This is a genomic window from Streptomyces sp. NH27 (genome assembly GCF_056859195.1).
Genome location: NZ_JACEGK010000102.1, coordinates 1 through 17,556, shown reverse-complemented (window position 1 = coordinate 17,556; position 17,556 = coordinate 1). Strand labels below are relative to the sequence as shown.

At 72.4% G+C, this 17,556-nt stretch carries 11 protein-coding genes; 4 read left to right on the top strand and 7 right to left on the bottom strand.

What is annotated here, in order from left to right:
* Window positions 1-314: 314 nt before the first annotated feature.
* A complete protein-coding gene (locus AC13HU_RS11375) occupies window positions 315-1,487 on the bottom strand; it encodes an ROK family protein (RefSeq protein WP_483041681.1) in 1,173 nt (390 codons plus the stop codon).
* A 470-nt stretch (window positions 1,488-1,957) separates the two neighbouring features.
* Between AC13HU_RS11375 and AC13HU_RS11370 the strand changes: the two genes are divergently transcribed.
* From AC13HU_RS11370 to AC13HU_RS11355, 4 genes are all read left to right on the top strand, one after another.
* Window positions 1,958-3,298, top strand: coding sequence for a Gfo/Idh/MocA family protein (locus tag AC13HU_RS11370; RefSeq protein WP_483041680.1), 1,341 nt, complete (start codon window positions 1,958-1,960; stop codon window positions 3,296-3,298).
* 1 nt (window position 3,299) lies between these two features.
* A complete protein-coding gene (locus AC13HU_RS11365) occupies window positions 3,300-4,220 on the top strand; it encodes a sugar phosphate isomerase/epimerase family protein (protein WP_483041679.1) in 921 nt (306 codons plus the stop codon).
* Between the two features lie 97 nt (window positions 4,221-4,317).
* The gene (locus AC13HU_RS11360; protein ID WP_483041678.1) at window positions 4,318-5,067 is read left to right on the top strand and encodes a sugar phosphate isomerase/epimerase family protein; all 750 of its coding nucleotides are present in this window, start codon (window positions 4,318-4,320) and stop codon (window positions 5,065-5,067) included.
* Window positions 5,064-6,182, top strand: coding sequence for a Gfo/Idh/MocA family protein (locus tag AC13HU_RS11355; protein WP_483041677.1), 1,119 nt, complete (start codon window positions 5,064-5,066; stop codon window positions 6,180-6,182). Before AC13HU_RS11360 ends, AC13HU_RS11355 begins: the two co-directional genes overlap by 4 nt.
* A 193-nt stretch (window positions 6,183-6,375) precedes the next feature.
* Here the strand turns inward: AC13HU_RS11355 and AC13HU_RS11350 are convergent, their stop codons facing one another.
* From AC13HU_RS11350 to AC13HU_RS11325, 6 genes are all read right to left on the bottom strand, one after another.
* Window positions 6,376-7,212 carry an undecaprenyl-diphosphate phosphatase gene (locus AC13HU_RS11350; protein ID WP_483041676.1) on the bottom strand — a complete coding sequence of 279 codons (837 nt, stop codon included), beginning with the start codon at window positions 7,210-7,212 and terminating at the stop codon, window positions 6,376-6,378.
* 297 nt (window positions 7,213-7,509) lie between these two features.
* Window positions 7,510-9,090 (bottom strand): chitinase, encoded by a 1,581-nt coding sequence (locus AC13HU_RS11345; protein ID WP_483041675.1) that lies wholly within the window; start codon window positions 9,088-9,090, stop codon window positions 7,510-7,512.
* Window positions 9,091-9,412: 322 nt separating this feature from the next.
* Entirely contained in the window at window positions 9,413-10,795 is a 1,383-nt protein-coding gene (locus AC13HU_RS11340) for a S53 family peptidase (RefSeq protein ID WP_483041674.1), read from the bottom strand.
* 416 nt (window positions 10,796-11,211) lie between these two features.
* Window positions 11,212-12,123 (bottom strand): ABC transporter permease, encoded by a 912-nt coding sequence (locus AC13HU_RS11335; protein ID WP_483041673.1) that lies wholly within the window; start codon window positions 12,121-12,123, stop codon window positions 11,212-11,214.
* Window positions 12,120-14,954, bottom strand: coding sequence for an alpha/beta fold hydrolase (locus AC13HU_RS11330; RefSeq protein WP_483041672.1), 2,835 nt, complete (start codon window positions 14,952-14,954; stop codon window positions 12,120-12,122). Before AC13HU_RS11330 ends, AC13HU_RS11335 begins: the two co-directional genes overlap by 4 nt.
* 127 nt (window positions 14,955-15,081) lie before the next feature.
* Window positions 15,082-17,292, bottom strand: a complete 2,211-nt coding sequence (locus AC13HU_RS11325; RefSeq protein ID WP_483041682.1) for a HelD family protein — start codon at window positions 17,290-17,292, stop codon at window positions 15,082-15,084.
* Between the last annotated feature and the right edge of the window lie 264 nt (window positions 17,293-17,556).

The following is a 17,556-nucleotide window of genomic DNA, read 5'->3' as shown; positions in this document are numbered from 1 at the left end:
CGCCGTGGCCGTGGCCACCGCCGTCGCCAGGCAGATCACCCATGCCGCCGTCCGTCGAGCCGTCCGCGCCCGTGCCGTCCGCGACGCCGAGTCGCCCATGTGCCCCCACCGACAAGTTAAGCCGCACGCCGTTCGGGCGCCGGACCGTCATGACGCGGCTTTCGCCGCTCCCCCGTGACGTACCGCTGCCGGGAGCCGGGAGTCTGCGGAAACGTACTGCGAGCCGGCAGGCCGGCGCAATCGCGTGTCGCGCCGGCCGTCGGCCCGGCCCGAACTACCACCCTGCGCAACGGAGTCCGGTGCCCCGGGCTCCTTCAGGTGCCGAGGAAGCGGGCGATGCCTGCCGGGGAGAGCAGGTGCTGCACGGCGAGGCGGCGGGCGCCCTCGATGCCCGCGCGGCGGCCGAGCACGGTGGTCTCGATGGCGACGGTCCGGGTGGCCAGCGGGAGCGCGCGGCGGTAGACGGCGGCGCGGATGTCGGCGAGCAGGTCGTCGTGGAGGGAGGCGATCGAACCGCCGAGCACGATGGTGTCGGGGTTGTAGAAGCTGACGAGTGACGCGAGGACGTCGCCGATGCGCTGTGCGGCGAGCCGGACCTGGCGGCGGGCCAGCGGGTCGCCCTCGGCGACGAGGCGCACCACGTCTGCGGCGTGCTCGGCGGGCAGGCCGGCCGCGCGGAGCCGGGCGGCGACGGCGGCGCCGGACGCGACGGCCTCGACGCACCCGGTGTTGCCGCAGTGGCACAGCACGTCGTCGTGGCCGGGTACGGCGATGTGCCCGATGTCGCCCGCCGCACCGGTGGCGCCGCGGTGTACGACGCCGCCGGAGACGATGCCGCAGCCGATGCCGGTGCCGACCTTGACGTAGAGCAGGTGGGCGGCCGCGGGCCGGTGGCCGTACTCGCCGAGCGCCATCATGTTGACGTCGTTGTCCACCAGGACGGGGGCACCGCGCCGGCCGGCGAAGAACCCGGGCACCCGGTAGCCGTCCCAGCCGCGCATGATCGGCGGGCGCACCACGGTGCCGGTGCTCGCCTCGACCGGTCCCGGCACGCCGATGCTGATCGCGCGGACATGCTCGGCCGGGTGCCCGGCAGCCGCGAGCATCCGCCCGATCTGGTCGTCGAGCGCGGTCAGTACGGCCTCGGGCCCATCGTTGATGTCGAGGTCCTCGGTGGCCTCCGCCAGTACGGTGCCGCCGAGTTCGGAGATCGCGACGGTGCCGTGGGTGGCGCCGAGGTCGACCGCGCACACCACGGCGGTGCGCGAGGCGAGTTGGAGGGTCAGCGGCGGGCGGCCGCGCTCGGTGGCCAGCGTGCCGGTCTCGACCAGCAGGCCGCGGTCGATCAGCAGGTCCACGCGCTGGGCGACGGCGGCGCGGGACAGGCCGGTGGCGGTGGCCAGTTGGCTGCGGCGGGTGGTGCCGCCGGCCACGAGCCCGGCGAGTTCGCTGAGCGAGGTGAGCTGCCTCTCGGCTGCTGCGGTCACGTGTACGCCTGTCCCTCTCGATCGGTGTCGCCGGTCCGGCTGCCGCGTCTCGCGCGGACCGGCCGGTCCCGGCTGGTGTGCGGTTTCCCGCCGTACGGGCCTGGGCCGGCGCCGGGCCGGCGCCGGGCCGGCACCCGTTGGTCGCGCATACTCGCACAACGGGCCTGGGGTGCAGGCACGTTGGCGCGCCCGCCCGGCCGAACTCATGCGCACATCCGGCAGTTGCCCGCCGGTTGCCCGGCGCCCCCGCATCCGGCAGGACCGGTCCGCCGCACCCGCCGGACGATCCCTTGACATCTCGGACAGTCGCGCACAATTCCTATCAATCCGGCGCTCCGGCCGACTCGGCAACCGTCGTCACGCCCGCCAGACCCCTCCGATTTATGACAGAAGTTAGCGTAAATATTGCCATTGTCAACCGAAACATCGGTAGCTAGCGTTTTCAGCGAGCCGAAATGGAGGGAAGTTTGGTGGCACTTTCGGGACCCAACGCAAAGAACCCGCCGGGCACGACCGGCGCATCCGGCACGCCCGGCAGCACGCCCGCGCTGCGGACGGCGATCGTCGGCACCGGCATGATCGGCCGGGTCCACCTGGACGCCGTGCGCCGCAGCGGCGCCCCGGTCGTCGGCATCAGCGCCTCCACGCCGACCCGGGCGAAGGAGGCCGCCGCCGCGCTCGGCGTGGAGCGGGCCTTCGCCTCCTCCGAGGAGCTGGTCACCAGCGACGACGTGGACGTGGTGCACATCTGCACACCGAACGACGTGCACGCCCCGCTGGCCGAACTGGCCCTGCGCGCGGGCAAGCACGTGGTGTGCGAGAAGCCGCTGACCACCTCCTCGGCCACCGCCGACGCGCTGGCGGCGCTGGCCGCGCGAAGCGGCAAGGTGGCGGCCGTTCCGTTCGTGTACCGCTACCACCCGATGGCCGCCGAGGCCCGCGCGCGGGTACTCGACGGCCGGGCCGGGGACGTACGGCTGGTGCACGGGCACTACCTCCAGGACTGGCTGTCGCTGCCGGAGGACACCAACTGGCGGGTGGACGCGGTGGCCGGCGGGCCGTCGCGGGCGTTCGCCGACATCGGCTCGCACTGGTGCGACCTGGTGGAGTGGGTCACCGGGCACCGGATCGCCGAGCTGACCGCGCTGTCCCAGACCGTGCCGCGCACCGGTGGCAGGCCCGCCACCGAGGACGTGGTGCAACTGCTCTTCCGCACCGACCTCGGCGCGAGCGGGTCGGTGACCGTCTCGCAGATCTCGCCCGGCCGCAAGAACCGGCTGTGGTTCGAGGTGGACGGCAGCCGTACCTCGCTCGCCTTCGACCAGGAGGCGCCGGAGTCGCTCTTCGTCGGCAGCCGCGGCGAGAACGCCACGGTGCTGCGCGACCCCGCCACCCTCTCCCCCGAGGCGGCCCGGCTGTCGGTGGTGCCCGGCGGACACCCGATGGGCTACCTCGACTGCTTCGCCGCGTTCGTCCGCGATGTGCACGCCGCCGCCCGCGCGGCCGACGCACTCGACTCGGAGAGCGCTCCCCCGAACATCGGCGCACCGCACGGAACGGCACCCGCCGGAGCTGCGGAAAGCGCTCTCCCCGGCACGGAATCGACCCCCGCCGGCACAAACGGGCCGGACACCAGGCACACTGGAGAGCGCTCTCCCGATGCCATCGCCGACCCGGCCACCGCCGGCCACCCCGACCGTTCCGACCGCCCCGTCCCCTTCGCCACCTTCGCCGACGCCGCCCGCATGGTGCGCCTGACCGAGGCCGTACTCGGCTCGGCGGCCGACCGGACCTGGAAAGAGGTCTCCTGAGATGAAGCTGGGCTTCCTCACCGCCTGCCTTCCGCAGCTCCCGCTCGACGAGATCGCCGGCTGGGCCGCCGCCCACGACTACGACGCACTGGAGGTCGCCACCTGGCCGTCCACCGGGTCGCGCGACTTCGAGGCGAGCCACATCGACGTGGTGGACTTCGGCAAGGCCGAGGCGGACCGGGTCCGCGCGCTGTTCGAGCAGCACTCCCTGACGCTGTCGGCGCTGGCGTACTACGAGAACAACCTGCACCCCGACCGCGAGCGCCGCGCCGAGATCGCCGCGCACGTACGGGCCAACGTGGACGCGGCGGCGCTGCTCGGCGTGGAGTACGTCGGCACCTTCATCGGCCGGCACCCGGGCCTGTCGGTGAAGGAGAACCTTGCGCAGGCCGAGCGCGAACTGCCCGCACTGGTCGAGTACGCGGGCGAGCGCGGCGTGAAGATCATCATCGAGAACTGCGTGATGGAGGGGTGGCACCCGGACGGCTATCCGGGCAACCTCGCCTACTCCCCCGAGCTGTGGGAGTGGATGTTCGACCTCGGCTTCTACCTCAACTACGACCCCTCGCACCTGTTGTGGCTCGGCATCGACCCGGTCACGGCCCTCAAGCCGTATCTGGACCGCATTCCGCACGCGCAGGCCAAGGACGCGCAGCTCGACCCGCGGGCCCGGGACCGGTTCGGGTTCTTCGGCCGCACCGTGGAACGCACCGACGGCTGGGACAGCGGCTGGTGGCGCTACCGGGTCCCGGGCCTGGGCGACGTGGACTGGCGCCGGCTGGTGGACACCTTCTACGAGGGCGGCTTCACAGGGGTGCTCTCCGTCGAGCACGAGGACCCCGTGTGGAGCGGCGACGTGGAGCGGGTCACCCGCGGCCTGGAGATCGCCCACCGCACGCTGCGCCCGCTGATCGTCGGGTGACGCCCGTCCCCCGCGGCGGCCCGGCCGGCCCCATCGCTTTCCCGTACTCGCACCCGCACCCGCATTCGCCGCTGTACTTCTTGGAGGCATCGCTTCGATGGCCAAACCCTTGAGCATTCAGCTCTACACCCTCCGGGACCAGATCGCCGCCGACCGCGACGGCACGCTGGCCCGGCTCGCCGAGATCGGCTACCGCTCCGTGGAGACGTACGACCCGACCGCCGACCCGGCCGGTTTCCGCAAGCTCGCCGACGACTTGGGGCTCGGCGTGTCCAGCACCCACGCGTACGCGCTGTTCGACAAGGACGCGGGCGAGGTCTTCGACGCGGTCGCCACCGTCGGCACCGACCTGGCGATCATCCCGGGCGGCATCGGCCACGACGAGTTCACCACCGCCGACGGGCTGCACCGGACCGCGGACCTGCTCAACGGCTTCGCCGCCAAGGCCGCCGAGCGCGGCATCCGGATCGGCTACCACAACCACTGGTGGGAGATCGAGCCGCGGTTCGAGGGCCGCACCGCGCTGGAGGTGCTGGCGGACGAGCTGGCGCCCGAGGTGTTCCTGGAGGTCGACACGTACTGGGCGCAGGTCGGCGGCGCCGATGTGCCGGCGCTGCTGGGCGCGTTGGGCGACCGGGTGCTGTCCCTGCACGTCAAGGACGGCCCGGGGGTGAAGGAGCAGCCGCACACCGCGGTCGGCAAGGGCGTGATCGATGTGCCGGCGATCCTGGCGGCGGCGCCGCAAGCGCAGCGGATCGTGGAGCTGGACGAGTGCGCCACGGACATCTTCGAGGCCGTCGCGGAGAGCCGCGCCTACCTGACGGCGCTGGAGGAGGGGCTTTCATGACCAGCGGTTCGGGTTCCGGGCCGGTCGGCGTCGCGCTGGTCGGTGCGGGGGTGATCAGCACGCAGTACCTCACGGCGCTGTCCACGTTCCCGGATGTCCGGGTGCTGGCCGTCGCGGACCTGGACGTGGCGCGGGCCCGGGTCCAGGCGGAGGCGCACGGGGTCCCGCACGCGGGTGACGTGGCGTCGGCGCTGGCGATCCCCGAGGTGGAGATCGTGATCAACCTGACGATCCCGGCGGCGCACGCCGAGATCGCCTCGGCCGCGCTGGAGGCCGGCAAGCACGTCTACGGCGAGAAGCCGCTGGCGCTGGCGCCGTCCGACGGGGCGAAGATCCTCGCGCAGGCGCAGTCGCGCGGCCTGCGGGTGGGCAGCGCACCGGACACGTTCCTGGGCGCGGGCCTGCAGTCGGCGGCCCGTGCGCTCGCCTCCGGGCTGATCGGTGAGCCGGTCGGCGCGGTCGCGGTGACGCAGGGGCCGGGCCCCGAGAGCTGGCACCCGAGCCCGGAGTTCCTCTTCCAGTACGGTGCCGGGCCGCTGTTCGACATCGGTCCGTACTATCTGACCGCGTTGGTGGCGCTGTTCGGGCCGGTGGAGCGGGTCGCGGCGAGCGCGCGGCAGGCGCGCGCCCACCGGGTGATCGGTTCGGGGCCGAAGGCGGGCACCGAGTTCGCGGTGGAAGTGCCCACGCATGTGCAAGCGTTGCTGGACTTCGCGTCGGGCCCGAGCACGTCGGCGACGTTCAGCTTCGACTCGTCGGTGCCGCGGCGGATGATCGAGATCACCGGCACCGAGGGCACATTGTCGCTGCCGGACCCGAACACGTTCGAAGGGCCGCTCCAGGTGCGGGCGTTCGGCGACGACGAGGAGTGGCGGGACCTGCCGGTGGCGGGGACGACCGCGGGCCGGGGCATCGGCGTGCTGGACATGGCGCGCGGCATCCGGACCGGCGAGCCGCACCGAGCGTCGGGCGAACTGGCGCAGCACGTACTTGAGTTGATGGCCACGGTGACGGATTCCGCGGAGCGGCACGGCTTCGTGGAACTCGAATCCCGCGCTCCGGAAGTGGCGACGCTTCCGGAGGATTGGGACCCGGTGGCGGCGACGTTGACCTGACCTGCGTCGCCGCCACCGCGGCAAGCCCGGGGAACCGCGTCCCGGTTGCCTGGCCGACCCACCCGTGGGGGGATGGGTCGGTCAGGCTTTTTGCGTTCCGCGCAGCGCCGGGCGGCGGTGCGGGCGGGGCGAGGAGGTCGGCTCCGGGTGGCGCGGTCGGCGGCTGTGGCGCGGTCGACAACTGCGGCGAGGGTCAGGAGTTGACGACGTTCGCCGAGAGCAGGCCGATGATCAGCAGACCGATCACGACCCGGTAGATCACGAAGGAGTTGAAGGAGTGCCGGGCGACGAACTTCAGCAGCCAGGCGATGGAGGCGTAGGCGACCACGAAGGAGACGAGGGTGCCGACGGCGAGCGCCGAGGTGCTGACGCCGCCGCTGGTGGCGTCCTTGAGTTCGTACAGCCCGGCGCCGGTGAGCGCGGGCAGGCCGAGGAAGAACGACAGCCGGGTGGCGGCCATCCGGTCCAGGTCCCGGATCAGGGCGGTGGAGATCGTGGCGCCGGAGCGGGAGAAGCCGGGGAAGAGCAGCGCGAGGATCTGCGAGCAGCCGACGATCATCGCGTCCTTCATGGTGACCTGGTCCTCGCCGCGCTTGAACCGGGCCATCTGCTCGGCGGCCCACATCACGGCGCTGCCGAAGATCAGCGAGAACGCCACCACCCACAGGGAGCCGAGCGGGCCGTCGATGAGCGGCTTGGCGGCGAGTCCGACGATGACGATGGGGATAGTGGAGTAGATCACCCACCAGGTGAACTTGTAGTCGTGGTTGTCGCGCTCCGTGCGGTTGGTCAGACCGCGCACCCAGGCGGTCACGAACCGCGCGATGTCCTTGAAGAAGTAGACGAAGACCGCGGCGATGGCGCCGACTTGGATCACCGCGGTGAAACCGACCACCGCGCTGTCGTCGACGGGGATCTTCATCAGGCCCTCAACCAGCTTGAGGTGGCCGGTGGAGGAGACCGGCAGGAACTCGGTCAGTCCTTCCACGATGCCGAGAATGGCGGCCTGGCCGAGGCCGATGGCGCTCATGGGTGGTTTCCGTCCCCTGCTCTTCTGGTCTTCCGGGAGTGAGGACGGACCGGGCACGCCCGTGGCATGCCCGGTCCGTCCCGACTTGACTACATTTGTGTAGACGTCCGGTCGGACTCTAGAGGATCGGCGGCCTCGGTACGACGTCGGGGCAGCGCCTCCACGGCGTACCGTACCGGAGCCATCGGCCGCAAAGTGCGAGGTCACAGGCCGTTTCCCCGGACTTCACCGGCCGTTCGGCGCCAGGTCGCTTCCGCAGGTTCGGGGCCTTTGGCGCCGACCGTCGCGGGTCGGTCGTCAGCAGGCGCCCTCGTCCTGCCACACGCCCCACTCGCCGGTGGTGCCGGGGGTCTCGCCGGTGGTCCACCACTGGGCGAGCCAGGTGTGGCCGTCGTACGAGACCTTGTCGCCGCCGACGTAGACCGCGGACGAGGACCAGGCCGCCGCGGTGCAGCCGCCGCCGGTGCTGCCGCCGGTGACGGTCAGGGTGTAGGCCGCGGTGTGGGTGGTGCTGCCGGCGGTGCCGGTGACGGTCAGGGTGTAGGTGCCCGACTGCGCCGCGGTGGTGGTGGCCACCGACAAGGTGACGCTGCCGCCGGCGGTGACCGAGCCCGGGCTGACCGACGCGGTGACGCCGGCCGGTGCGCCGCTGACGCTCAGCGCGACGGACTGCGCGGACCCGGCCGAGACCGCGGTCTGCACCGTGGAGGCGGCCGAGGAACCGGCGGCGACGGAGCCGGCCGACGGGGTCAGCGCCACCGAGAAGTCGTTCGTGGGTGGCGGGGTGGTGGTGCCGCCGCCGGTGAACGGCTCGAAGGTGTGGCTGAACTGCCAGGTGCTCTGCGAGACACCGGAGCAGGTGTCCGAGCCGCCCTGGCCGGGGCAGCCGCCGTTGTCACGCTGGAGCGCCCAGAACGACAGGGTGTTGATGCCCTTGCCGACCGCCCAGTTGTAGACGGTGGTGGCGTTGTCGGTGGTGAAGGTCTCGGCGGCGCCGAAGTCGTCGATGCCGGGCATCTCGGTGATGCCGATCATGGCCCACAACTGCGCGTCGGTCTTCGACGGGTACAGCTTCGCGAGCTGGTCGTGCAGGCCCTGCGCGGCCGTCTCGGTGTCGGTGGCCATGTTGTGCGTGGCACCGTCGTAGTAGTCGAACGTCATCAGGTTCACGACGTCGAGGTTCACACCGTTGGAGACCGCGTTCTTGAGCACCGGGAGGCCGGAGCCGTCGCCCGCGGTGCCGGTGGTCAGACCCTGGGTGGTGGTCGGCAGGGTGTAGGAGAACTGCACGGTACGGCCGTTGCCCGCCGCCCAGTCCTGCACCATCTTGACGGCCTTGTTGCGGCGGTCGATGCCGGCCGCGTTGGTCAGCGAGTTGTCCTCGGTGTCGAGATCGATCCGGCTGACGTTGTAGGTGGTGATGACCTTCTCGTACGCGGCGGCGATGGAGCTGACGTCGGTACAGCTGTCGGCTATCTCGGTGCCGGTGTCGTCGGCGGTGTAGCCGCCGAAGGACGGGATGACGTCGCCGCCGGCCGCCTGGATGCTGCTGATGTCGCTGCCGAAGCTGGAGGAGGCGATCGGCATGGAGGTGTCGCCGTTCCAGTACGGCGTGCAGGAGCCGACCGAGGGCGTCTGGATGAACGCCATCGTCAGGTACTTGTTGCCGGAGGAGGTGGCCAGCCCGGAGAGACTGTCGCCGTTGTACGCCTCGAAGTAGGGGGCGAAGACGTGGCTGGGCAGTGCGGTGGCGGCGGTGGCCTGCGGGGCGGCGGCGTGCGCGCCGCCGGCGCCGGTCAACGCCAGGCCGGCCGCGGCCGCGGTGGCGGCGAGGCCGGTGAGCAGGGCGCGGAGTGGTCTGCGAACGGGTCCGGTCATGGACCGCGCTCCCTTCGGTGTGGGGGTCCCAGCACAGCGGAGCATGCTGGTCTGGACCAATGCTGACCCATACTGTTTGGTCTGGACCACCCAACTGTCAAGAGCCCTTACAAATAACGCGGTTGACCGGTCCCGGTTCACAGCCGGCCGCCCGGCGCGGGCCGCCAGGCCCCCACCGCAAGGCCCCGCACCACTCCGGGGGGCCGCCCGCGCCCCGGTCCGAGCAGGCCGACCCGGGTATGCCGAAGGCCGCCGCCGCGCCCGCAAAAGGAGCACACGACGGCGGCCTCCGACGGCTCGCCTCAGCTCACCTCGGCTCGCCTCAGTGCATGCGACCGAGCAGCGCGAGCGCGGGGACGAACCGGGCCGCGTCCACGGTGCCGACGCCGGTGGCCATGTCGTAGCCCTTCACCGCGGTGTAACCGGTCACGCCGTCATAGGAGTTGTTCGTGCCGTCCTTGACGTCGACCACCCCGCCGAACGCGCCGTTGCCCTTGGCGAGGGCGTACAGCGCGGTGTGGATGTCGCCGATCCGGTGCCCGGCGACCTGGTCGGCGAGCGCCACGATGCCGGAGAAGAGCGGACTGGCCTCGCTGGTGCCGCCGTAGACGTCCCAGCCGACGGCCGTCGGGTCGTAGCTGGAGTACACCCAGGCACCGCCGTCGACGGCCGCGGACATCGAGATGTCGGGGGTACCGCGCTGCGCGCCGACGACGTTCCGCACGCCGTTCTGGTACGACGGCCGGGCGAAGACGTGCGACTGACCGCCGCCGCCCGCGCCGTAGTCGTTGTACACGCTCTCCGGCGCGGTGCGGTTGCCGGCCTGGTCCAGGTGGAGCTGGGTGCCGCCGATGGAGGTGACCAGCGGGTCGGAGGACGGCCAGGAGTTCACCTGGTACGGGTAGTTGGAGTTGCCGTCCTCGGTCGAGTCGGTGGCGCCACCGTCACCGGACGAGCCGAGCACCGTGACGCCGTGCTGCGCCGCGTCCTTGAAGGCGTAGCGCAGGTTCTGGATGCTGGAGAAGTCGCCCTTGTCGAAGCCCGGGAAGGTGTTCTCGGTGGCCCCGAAGCTCTGGGTGATGACGTCGCCGACGCCCTGGTCGATCAGCGCCTTCTCGCCGTTCATCATCTCGGGCAGGCCGGTGACGCCCTCGGTCTCGGCGACGCCGGTCTCCAGCAGCACGATGTGCGCGGCCGGGGCGATCGCGTGCGCCATCTCCACGTCGAGCGTGCTCTCGCCGGCCCAGCCGGTGTGGTCGGGGTTGGTCGGGTCGAAGGGCGGTACGTCGCCCCACTTGACGACCTGCACGTTGGTACTGGGCATCCCGAACTGCTTGCTGTAGACGTCCAGGTCGTGCTGGATCGTCGGCGAGCCGAACGAGTCGACGATCACGATGGTCCGGCCCTTGCCCGTCACACCCGCGCGGTAGAGCGGGTTGAGGTCGTACGCCTGCCGGTACTGCGTGGGCGTGTAGCAGTTGATGCCCCACTGGGCCTGACACTGCGCGATGGTCAGCGGACTGCCCGTCCCCTTGACCAGCTCATGTCCGACGACGGCGGGCACCGGCCGCACAGCGGGCGCGGCATGGCCGGCCGCCGCCGTCGCCGCACCGGTGAGCGGGGCCGCCATCAAAGCGGCAGCGGTCAGGACGGTGGCTCCTGCCGCGGCGACCACGGCGCGCGGCCGCGGGCGAGGTGTGCGCATGGACTCTCCTTGCGTGGAGGGCTCTTCTGGCATGGGGTGCGGCCGCCACGGAGACGGCCGCGGTGGTCACACCGATAGATCATGCCCAGGACAAGGGAGTTCGCCGTTTGCCGTCCATCGTTTTACCCGAACGGCCGATAATTTTACGATGCCATGACCATGCCACGTTTGCCGACGTAACGTCAGGCTCACTACTGCGCAGCCGTAACAGGGGCGGGAGATGCGTGAACACCCCCACCGGCACGTGGCCGGCCGCGAGCCGCCACCACAACGGCGAGCCCCCGCACGGGCGCTGAGGCACTCCCGCCGGCAACGCCAGGGGGACGACTGCGCGCCCGGCCCCGACGAACCGTCCGGCCCATCGCACCCGTCCGCCCACGAGCACCCCGGCCGAGCCGCGTCGCAGGGGCGCTCCTTCAGGACACGATGTCCTTCGTACGGAAGCCGCGGAACGCGAGCGCGGTGAGCACCACCGCGTACGACACCGAGATCGACGTGCCCTCGATCATGCCGGTCCACTCGGTGGTCGGCTGCATCGCGTCGAGCCAGGCGAACTGCCAGTGCGCGGGCAGGATGTCGCGCCACCGGTGCAGCGCGGTCACCGCGTCCAGCACGTTGCCGACGATGGTCAGGCCGACCGCGCCGCCCACCGCGCCCAACGGCGCGTCGGTGACCGTGGACAGCCAGAACGCCAGCGCCGCGGTGACCAGCTGGCCGACGAAGATGTACCCGACCGCGATCGCCAGCCGCGCCACCGCGCTGCCCGACGGCACCGCGCCGCCGGTGGGAAGTTCGAGGTCACCCCAGCCGTACGCCACCGTACCCGCCACGAGCGCCACCAGTGGCAGCAGCACCAGCGCGACCGCACTGAAGCCGAGCGCGACGGTGAGCTTCACCGCGAGCAGCCGGGCTCGCGGCACCGGCGCGGCCAGCAGGTAGCGCAGGCTCGACCAGCCCGCCTCGGACGCGACCGTGTCGCCGCAGAACAGCGCGATCGGCACCACCAGTACGAAGCCCGCCGACACGAACAGGCAGGTCGCCGCGAAGTTCGCGCCGGAGGACGTGGCCGTGTCGATCAGGGTGGGACCGTTGTTGCCGTCGCTCGGGGTGCCGCCGATCGCGAACGCGGCCATCAGCACGAACGGCAGCAGCGCGAGCAGGGCGCCGACCACCAGCGTGCGGCGCCTGCGCAACTGGCGGCGGGCCTCCACCCGCAGCCGCAGCGTACGGCCGGGGCGGTAGCCGGGCGCGGTGACGGCGCCGGACGCCGCGGGGTCGTCGGGCGGCTCCGGCAGGTCGGGTACGGGTGCGGCGGGCGCGGTGCTCATGCCGAGCCTCCGATCAGGGTCAGGAAGGCGTCCTCCAGGCGGCGATGCGGGCCGACCTGCGCCACCGGCACGCCGAGCCGGACCAGTTCGGCGACCAGGTCGACCGCCCTCGCCCCGTCCTCGATGACGACGAGCAGCCCGCCCTCGGCAGGCACGGCGCTGGCCACCGCGGGCAGGGCGGCCACCTTGTCCACCAGGTCCTGAGTCAACTCGCCCGCCACACCGACCAGTACGGTGTCGGTCGAGCCGACGATGTCCGCCACCGGGCCGGAGGTGATCAGCCGCCCGCGGTCCATGACCACCAGGTGCGTACAGGTCTGCTCGACCTCCGCCAGCAGATGGCTGGAGACGATGACGGTCCGGCCGGTGGCGGCGTAGCGGATCATCACCTCGCGCATCTCGCGGATCTGCGGCGGGTCGAGGCCGTTGGTGGGCTCGTCCAGGATCAGCAGGTCCGGCAGGCCGAGCATGGCCTGCGCGATCGCCAGCCGCTGCCGCATGCCCTGGGAGTACGTCCGCACCGCGCGCTGGAGCGCGTCGCCGAGCCCGGCGACCTGCAACGCCTCGGCGAGGTGGGCGTCTTCAGCCGGACGGCCGGTCGCTTGCCAGTACAGATCGAGGTTCTGACGGCCGGTCAGATGTGGCAGGAACCCGGCGCCCTCCACGAAGGCGCCGACCCGGGAGAGCACCGGCGCGCCCGGCCGCACCGCCTCCCCGAACACCCTGATCTCGCCCTCGTCCGGGCGGATCAGGCCCATCAGCATCCGCAGCGTGGTGGTCTTCCCCGCGCCGTTCGGCCCGAGCAGGCCGAGCACCTGGCCCGGCTCGACCTGGAAGGTCAACTCCCTTACCGCGTAACGGTCCGCGGACTTCGCATACCGCTTGCTCAGCCCGCTGATCCGCAACGGGACGGCGGCCAGCGCCGGGTCGGCCGGGCGGGGGCGGACCCGGCGCCGGCCGGTGACCAGCAGCGCCACCGCGACCACCACCGCGACCGGCGGCAGCACCCAGGTCCACCACGGCAGCGCGTTCGCTTCGGCGCCGAGCGCACTGTCAATGGGGACGGTGACGGCGGAGTCGGCCAGCGCGACGGTGTAGGTCGCGGGCGCGGCGGGCGTCGCGTAGCCGAGGTCGGTGCTGGCCAGCACCACGGCCATCCGGTGTCCGGCCGCGAACTCGTGGTCGACCGCCGGGAGTTCGACCCGTACGGTGCGGCCCGACGGCGAACCGGCCACCCGTACCGGCGTGGCCAGGCCGGCCGGCAGGGTCTGCTTGCCGTTCGGGCCGACGTCGTACAGCTTGGCGAACAGCACCGCCTCGGGGGCGGTGGTGGCCACCTTGACGGTGAGGGTCGGGGCGCCGCTGAGGGTGGTCGCCCGGCGCAGCGGCGCGGACATGAAGCGGGCCGACTGGCCCGGGAAGTCGACGGCCAAACTCTGCCCGAGCTGGGCGAGTTGGGAGATCGCACCCGATCCCGGCAGCGCGGAGATCGCGGGCGGCGCGCCACCGGCCGGGTTGGCGATCTGCTGCGGCCGGCCGGTCAACGGGACCCGCCGGGTGGTGGTGCCGGCCAGGCCCGGATAGCGGTCCGCGCTCGCGCCGCGCAACACCACGCTGCCGTCGGTCGCGTCGAGGCCGCCGGTGCGGGTGACGCGGAAGCCGGGGCCCGTACTCGCGGCCTTGTCGCCCTTGAGGTAGCGGTCGAACCACGCGGTGACCCGGCCGTCCACCCGGACCTCCTCGGTGTTGCCGCCGTCGTGGCCACCCGCGATCCAGTCGACGTCCGCCGGGGCGCCGTTCGCCTTGATCGCCTCGGCCATGGCGTCGGACTGGGCGAGCGTGAACAGCGAATCGGTCTGCCCCTGCACGATCAGCGTGGGCACCTTGATCCGGTTGCCGACCGCGGACGGGCTCAGCGCGGCGAGTTGCGCCCGGTCGGCCGCGGTGGGCTGCCCGGTCGTGGCGACCCTCTTGTACAGGTCGCAGATCGACGGCTCGAACCGGCCGCAGACGGGGTCGGCAGAGGCGCTGGCCGGCGGGGCCGCGGAAGCAGTGGCCGCGGAAGCGGAAGGCGCGGCCGAATCGCCGGTGGAGGAGGAGCCGGCGGGCGAGCCGGGGTCTTCCGAAGCGGCCGGCGCCGGCGCGTCGGTGAGGGCCGTCGCGGGCCCGCCGCTTGTGGTGGACGGCGGCCGGCCGGTCGAGGCGGCGCTCGACGTCGAACCGCCGGAGAAGAGGATGCCGCCCCACAGCTTCTTGTACACGCCGTCGGGCAGCAGCGCGTCCGCGAGGTTCCAGTACGTCTCGCGGGGCGCGATCGCGTCGATCCGCGGGTCGTAGCCCGCCGCGAGCAGCGAGATCCCGCCGCCGTAGGAGATGCCGGAGACGCCGACCCGCGGATCGCCGGGGGCGTCGAGCTGGACGTCGGGACGGGCGGCCAGCCAGTCGACGAGCCTGCTGACGTCGGCGACCTCGCCGTCCTTCGCGTTGAGCCCGATCCGGCCGCCGGAAGCGCCGAAGCCGCGCGCGGACCAGGTCAGCACCGCGTAGCCGTGCCTGGCCAGCGCCTCGGCCTGGCCGCGCACGTCGTCCTTGCTGCCGCCGAAGCCATGGGCGAGCAGCACCGCGGGCCGGCGCCGGGCGCCGCCGTCGGTGAAGTACGACGTGTCCAGCCGCACTCCCCCGGCACCGGTCAGCATCGCGTCCGTACGGTGCACCGACGCGCTCGCGCCGCCGGCCGTCGCCGTGCCCGTGACGATGCCGCCCACCGCGACGACGGCGAACGCCCCCACCGCCGCGAACCACTTCCGCCCGCGCGGCCACCGAAGATCCATCCCCCGATCCTAGGCGTGACGGGCCCGGACGCCGTGACCGCCCGCCCATGCACCGGATTTTCCCGAGAACCGGAATCCACCCCGCGCCGCCGGGACCGCCGGGACCACCGCGCCGCCGCCGGGGCCGTCAGCGCAGCGGCCGGGGCAGTTCCTCCCGATGGACGATGCCCAGCCGCTGCGTGGCACGGGTGAGCGCCACGTACAGTTCGGTGGTCCCGAACCGCCCCGGCTCCACGACCAGGACATGGTCGAACTCGAGCCCCTTGGCCTCGCGCGGGCCGAGCAGCACCACGGGGCGGGTGAGGTCAGGTTCCTCGCCCGCCGTGATCCCGTCGAGCGGCGCTGCGATCTCCTCGTGCAGCGCGTGCGGCGCGATCACCGCGAGCCGCCCTTCCTCGGGCGTCAACTCGGCGACGGCCCACGCCACTTCGGCGGCCAGATCCGCACCGGCCGCCCGCGTCCACGGCTGCTCGCCGGTGGACCGCACCGACCCGGGCGGCTCGAACGAGGGGTCCTCGGCCCGTACGACCCTGGCTGCCAGCTCCATGATCTCCGCCGGGGTACGGTAGTTGACCCCCAACTTGACGTGCTCGAACCGGTCGCCGACGTACGGTTCGAGGATCTTCTGCCACGAGCCGACGCCCGCCTCCTCGGAGGTCTGCACCGGATCGCCGACCAGGGTCAGCGAGCGGGTCGGCGACCGGCGCATCAGCAACCGCCATGCCATCGGGGACAGTTCCTGCGCCTCGTCCACGATGATGTGCCCGAACGCCCAGGTCCGATCGGCGGCGGCCCGCTCGGCCGCGCTCCTGTGGTCGATCTCCTCTTGCCGCGCGGCCATCCGATCGGCGTCGATGATGTCGTGGGCGGCCAGCACCTCGGACTCCCCGTCCTCGAACTCGTAGGTCTCCGACGCCCGGGACAGCTCCAGCACGCCCTGCGCGTAGTCGACGCGCTGCCGGCGTTCGGCCTCGGCGGCGGCCCGCTCCGCGCTGTCGTCGCTCCCGAGCAGTTCGGCCACCTCGTCGAGGAGCGGCACGTCGGCCGGGGTCCACTCCCGGTCGCCGGGAGTACGGCGGATGGCCTCGGCGTCCTCGTCCGGCAGGTACACCGGCGCGGCCAGGTAGCCGGCGAGGAACGCCTCGGGGGTGAGCTGCGGCCACAGCTCCGCCACGGCCGCGTGCACCTCCTCGCTCGCGGCGACGCCCTTGCCGAGCTGGGCGATGTCGTCGGGGCCGAGGAAGTTGGGGCCGCCGTACGGATCCGCGCCGATACGCTCGGCGAGTTGCGCGGTGAGCGCGTCGATCACGTGGAACGCGAAGTACGGGCGGGCGAGGTTGTGCGGCAGGCGGGTGTCGCGGGCCGCCTGCCGGGCCTCGTAGGCGATCTCCCAGTCCAGGACGAGGTCCCCGTCGTCGTGCCGGATCAGCATCGGCGCCCCCGGCTCGGGCAGCGTCTGGCGGTCGCGAACGGCGAGGGCGAGCGCCTCCGCCATGTCCGCGCCCCCCTTGACGGCGGCCGCGCGCCGGGTGTCGGCGCCGCGGGCGTGCACTCCGGGGAAGAGCTCGGCCTGCGTGGCGAGCATGACCCCGGTCTCGCCGAGGGCGGGGAGCACCTCGCCGATGTAGCGCAGGAAGGCCGGGTTGGGGCCCACGATGAGGACCGCGCGCTTGGCCAGCAACTCGCGGTGCTCGTACAGCAGATAGGCCGCCCGGTGCAGCGCGACCGCCGTCTTGCCCGTACCGGGGCCGCCCTCGACGACGAGCACACCGCGGTGCGGCGCGCGGATGACGTGGTCCTGCTCCGCCTGGATGGTCCGCACGATGTCGCCCATCCGGCCGGTACGCGCGGAGCTGAGCGCGGCGAGCAGCACGGTGTCCCCGCTCGGGTCCTCGAAGCCGCTGCGCTCGCGGTCCCCGAGGTCGAGGATCTCGTCGTGCAGCTCGGTCACCGTGCGCCCGTCGGTGGTGATGTGCCGGCGCCGGCGCAGACCCATGGGCGTATGGCCGGTGGCCAGATAGAACGGCCGGGCGACCGGCGCCCGCCAGTCGATCAGCAGCGGGGTGAGCTCGGTGTCGTCCGCACGAATTCCGATACGGCCGATATGGTGCGCGGCGCCGTCGCGCAGATCAATGCGGCCGAAGCAGAGCGAGCCGTCCACCGCATTCAGGGCGGCCAGCAGACCCGAACGCTCGGTGACGAGCACGTCGCGTTCGAGCCGGGCCTGCCGACCGCTCCCCACCGGGGCCAACGCCTCCTCGACACCTTCCGCGGCGACCTCGCGCAGGGTGCCGACACGGTCGTAGAGCCGGTCGATGAATTCCTGCTCCCGCTGCAATTCGACGCTTTCGCGAGTTGACAAGTTCGCTCCCTGTCGGATATATTGTGCATAGCAGCCCCCGTTGACGGGGCTTTTTCTGTGGGCGCACAGAACCACTCAATATACGTGAGGAAATCCCCGCTCCGCAATTGCGGAGCGGGGATTTCCGTTGACCGGGACGCGCCCCGTCCGGGATGGCCGTCTCCCCCGCGCGCGAGGCCGGCGAACGTGGGGGCTGTCAGCGGGGCGGGATACGGTCGGGGGTGTGGGCAAGGGGTTGAC

Excerpts from the sequence above, each read along its gene's own strand:
- AC13HU_RS11335 (WP_483041673.1), bottom strand. The coding sequence starts at position 12,123 with ATGAGCACCGCGCCCGCCGCACCCGTACCCGACCTGCCGGAGCCGCCC.
- AC13HU_RS11365 (WP_483041679.1), top strand. The coding sequence starts at position 3,300 with ATGAAGCTGGGCTTCCTCACCGCCTGCCTTCCGCAGCTCCCGCTCGAC.
- AC13HU_RS11340 (WP_483041674.1), bottom strand. The coding sequence starts at position 10,795 with ATGCGCACACCTCGCCCGCGGCCGCGCGCCGTGGTCGCCGCGGCAGGA.
- AC13HU_RS11350 (WP_483041676.1), bottom strand. The coding sequence starts at position 7,212 with ATGAGCGCCATCGGCCTCGGCCAGGCCGCCATTCTCGGCATCGTGGAA.
- AC13HU_RS11360 (WP_483041678.1), top strand. The coding sequence starts at position 4,318 with ATGGCCAAACCCTTGAGCATTCAGCTCTACACCCTCCGGGACCAGATC.
- AC13HU_RS11355 (WP_483041677.1), top strand. The coding sequence starts at position 5,064 with ATGACCAGCGGTTCGGGTTCCGGGCCGGTCGGCGTCGCGCTGGTCGGT.
- AC13HU_RS11345 (WP_483041675.1), bottom strand. The coding sequence starts at position 9,090 with ATGACCGGACCCGTTCGCAGACCACTCCGCGCCCTGCTCACCGGCCTC.
- AC13HU_RS11330 (WP_483041672.1), bottom strand. The coding sequence starts at position 14,954 with ATGGATCTTCGGTGGCCGCGCGGGCGGAAGTGGTTCGCGGCGGTGGGG.